Here is a 3,886-nt window from a genome sequence, read left to right on the forward strand (position 1 = left end):
GCGTGCGCGTCGGCTGCGGCCGCCTTCGCGTCACCCTCCGCCTTCAAGGCGACGGCGAGCTTGGCCTCAGCGGTCTCCTTGTCCTTCTTGGCGTTGTCGCGGTGCACCTTCGCCGCATCCGCTGCGGCCTTGGCCTGCCACTCGGCCGCCTCCGCGGCCTTCTTACGGAACTCCGCCTTCGCCTGCGCGGCCTGGGCCAGCGCACGCTGCGTGATCGTCTCACTGTCCGCGGCCGCGGCACGGGTGGCCGCCTCAGCGGTCTCACCGGCCTTCACCATGGCCGTCAGCGCAGCCGCCGCACCCTTGGTGACCTGCGCCTTCTGCTGACCCACCAGCAGACCACGACCCCGCGGAGCACCCGCCTGGTCAGCGATCGTGTAGGCGGCCTGCTCGGCAGTGTCGGAAGTGGTGACGGCCTTCTGCGCTGCCGCGAGCTGGGCCTTCAGCACAGCGAGTTGCTTCTTCGCCGCCGCCTGAGCGGCCGTGACACCGGCCTTGGCCTTGTCGAACTGTGCCTTCGGCGGAACCGTCCCGGTGTGCCCGGACGGCTTGATGCCGTACTTCTGCGAGTTGCCGCCGGAGCACGTCCACAGCCGCCCGTCAGTGCTGTTCGTGAAGTTGGCCAGGTCCAGGCACTTGTCCGTGGCGGTGTTCTTCAGTGCCGTGGCGGCGCGCAGGTTGTACTCCCACGTCTGCGCCGGGGAACTGTTGCACGTCCAGATCTGGATCTTCGTGCCGTTCGCCTCGTTCGTCCCCGACACATCCAGGCACTTCAGGGAGTTGACGTTCCGCAGGTGCAGGCCCTTGTCGTCGCCGTAGACCTCCCACTGCTGCTGCGCCTTGCCGTTGCAGGTGTAGATCTGCACCGGCGAGCCGTTGGTCTTCGCACCACCCGGGATGTCGAGGCACTTGCCCGACGCGCCCGGCACCTCGATCACCGCCGGAGCGTCACCGACGTATCCGACGCCGCCCGCGGACCAGTAGTCCTGCCAGCGCGTGAGGTGGTCGGCCGTCCAGGAGTGGCCCAGCATGTCCCCCAGCGCCTTCGCGCCCGCTGCCAGCGCCGTGGTGGCGTCCTTGTTCGCGCCCAGGATCTGGTTGCGCTGCGCGGCCTGCGCGGAGACCTCCTGCTGCCACTCGGTGGCGGCGGTGGAGGAGATGCCGTCCAGCACCTTGCTCGGGTCGATCGGATCCCGCCACGCACACGCCGCGAACCGGCTCTTCAGGTCCTCGACCGCGATGCGGTGCTCCGCCGTGCCCGGCTGCGGGGCCGTACGGGGGAAGCCACCGGAGGCGAGGAAGAGACGGGCGTTGTCCGCGCCGGTGGGCTCCAGCGACCAGTCGGACAGGTGCTTGAAGGCGTCCCGCTCGGCGAGCGCACGATTCCACTCGTCGCTGGGAAGACTCGGATCCGGGTCCTTGCCGTACAGCGGGGCACCGAGGTCCTTGACCGCCTTGACCGTCGCCGCATCAGCCCTCGGGGTGGAGTCCTGGTAGAAGTCGCCCTCGTCCTTCCAGAACCGCTCCGCGGTCCACTTCGTCAGGCCGGTCTGGCCATAGAAGTCGTCCTTGCCGTCATTGGCTGTTCCCGGAGGCCAGTGGAAGCCGGTCTCAGTGAAGCCGGCCGGAGTGGTCAGTCCGGTCAGGGGCTTACCCCACCCGTCCCGCAGCGCGTTGAGGGCGTTCAGCTCCTTGCTCGCCGCGTCCTTGTCCTTCTGGTACGCCGCGGAGAGCGGGGTGTTCTCCCAGTTGTCCCGGTTGGCCAGCTCACGCAGCTTCGCCGGAGTCTGGTTGAGACCGTCCTGCGCCGTCGTGGCCATCGACGGCCCACCCATGCGCAGCACATCGGCCATCAGGCACTGGTCCTGCCGCAACTGCTCGACAGCCGTGTCCTCGTTCCAGTCGTACGAGTCGTTCGCCGCCGCGGCCTTCGCCGCGGTCAACTGGAGCACGTCCGGCTGGAGAGCCAGACCGCTCAGCATGGAGACGGCCACGACGGACGTGACGACGGGAGTGAGGAAACCGGATTTTCTTGATCTGGTACTGGTTCTGGAGCTGAAGAACCCTGGTCTCGGGCGCAACAGAGCATCCCTTCATCGCAAAGGAAGGCAGGCGGGGGCGACCGTCCGAAGAGGCGGAAGCGACAGGTGAGATCAGGCCGTCGTCTCGGTACGGAGACCGGAGCAACGGACGGAGCAGGCTGAAACAGCATGCGTGAAGTGCCGGAATCGCGGCATGACGACCAACCTCTCCCCGTGGCGACACCGTTCCCCCGGCCGCCGGTTGACACGCGCGATGGCGGAGTGGTCAGAAGCCGCCCGTCGCGACGATCACCATACGTGCACATGAACGGGACAGGACAAGTCAAATCTTGATGTCGGAGTTGGCTGGCGCAAACGTGCCGGGCGAGGCTCACGGGTCTCGACGTGGACAACTTCCGTGCTCAAGCTCGGGATTACCTGTGAAGCAGACGTGAAGATCTGTCGAGTTGGCGCGATTACCGCATCAAAGTTGACCGGAAGTTGACCATCACTGACCAGGTCGCGGATTCGGCTGGACAACGAACCAGATGACCTTCCCGATGACCCGGGGGACGTCGACCAACCATCAGGTCGTCATCGATGCCGACTCCCCGACTCGTGGTCGCCGTTGGCCGACCGTTGCCGGGCAACCGCAACGACTGCACGGCGTGGGAGCTGTCCGGCGCGAAGGCTGCCGTTGACCGCACCACGGTGAGCGCGGACGGTGGTTACCGAGGCACCGGTCTGGTCATCCCGCACCGCCGTGAGCGCGGCCAAGCCCGCTTTCCAGGAGTTGTTCTCGGATCCCGTCGATCTGGCGGGTGGGGTCGTTGACGAGACGTGTGCGGCGCCTGACCAGGATCTTGAGGGCGACGGCTATTTCATCGCCGGGCCGCAGCACGCCCAAGTCCGCGCGCATGCGGGCCTGATCGGCGATGACGAAGGCGTCCTTCGCGTCCGTTCTGCCCTGGCTGCAGCGAGCGGCTGATCTGGCGCGTTGTCGCCAAAACGAATGGCCTGAAACGACCTGAGAGTTGCCTACCAATAGGGAGATTCCAGGTGTTTCAGATCGTGCGCATCGACGAAAATGCACCCAAGCGCATTGGAGTGGTCGGAGCAATCGACATCAAACACCCACTGGAGGCACAGCCTCTGATTACTCTTCGGATATGAAATCTGCGTTTGGACGAAGAAGCCGCGTTGCCTTGGGGCTCGGCGTGGCACTGATCGCTTCCCTGCTGGCGTTTCCTCAGCAAGCTGTAGCCGCGGAAGTCGCCCCCATCAGTACGGCCGGCGCCACCTTGACCCCCGTCAACAACTTCACCAAGGCAATAGCATCCGCTGAGGCGAATCCGGCTCTCTCTGCCGCAAAAGACATACCCGTCGCCGAGGTTCTGACTGCGCGCACTGGGCGTCCAGCCCTGTGCCACAACACGGGGCTGAACGGCGCCCTGAGGTACGACGGCTTCTGCTGGAACGAAGCCGACGACACAACTGGCTATGCGGACCCAGCCGGCGGCTGGATGCCGCAGGGCTTCACCGGGTCGCACGCAGCAAGCGCCGGCGGCCTCTACGACGGCAGGCACTTGTACGCGGCCTCCTGGTACTTCGGCAAGTACGACAAAGGTCAGGCCAACGAGGAGTACTCGCGGATCTCGATTGCCGAATCCACGGGTGACCAGGTCCGCTACGGGCATATCGCGCTGGTCGAGCCCACAGAGACAGAGACCGGCGGGTTCAGGGAACTTCGCTACAAATCTCACGCAGACGGGATCGCGTGGTACGGGAGCAAGTTGTTCGTAGCCAACGGTCTCGAGCTGCAGGTTTACGACCTTAAGCACCTATGGAGGATGGGTACTACCGAA

General features: G+C 65.7%; 1 protein-coding gene and 3 pseudogenes. 2 read left to right on the forward strand and 2 right to left on the reverse strand.

The window, feature by feature from the left end; genetic code table 11:
• Positions 1-1,982: RICIN domain-containing protein (locus ACFTZL_RS42370; RefSeq protein WP_382595200.1), on the reverse strand; the 1,982-nt coding region annotated here is incomplete at its 3' end.
• A 614-nt stretch (positions 1,983-2,596) separates the two neighbouring features.
• Here ACFTZL_RS42370 and ACFTZL_RS42375 point away from each other — a divergent pair.
• Positions 2,597-2,810, forward strand: a pseudogene (locus ACFTZL_RS42375) (transposase); the annotation flags it as partial.
• A 19-nt stretch (positions 2,811-2,829) separates the two neighbouring features.
• Here the strand turns inward: ACFTZL_RS42375 and ACFTZL_RS42380 are convergent.
• Positions 2,830-2,991: pseudogene (locus ACFTZL_RS42380) on the reverse strand (transposase); the annotation flags it as partial.
• Positions 2,992-3,238: 247 nt separating this feature from the next.
• Between ACFTZL_RS42380 and ACFTZL_RS42385 the strand changes: the two are divergent.
• Positions 3,239-3,886, forward strand: a pseudogene (locus ACFTZL_RS42385) (hypothetical protein); the annotation flags it as partial.

The sequence above is a fragment of the Streptomyces sp. NPDC056948 genome (assembly GCF_042674225.1).
Lineage (GTDB): Bacteria > Actinomycetota > Actinomycetes > Streptomycetales > Streptomycetaceae > Streptomyces > Streptomyces purpurascens.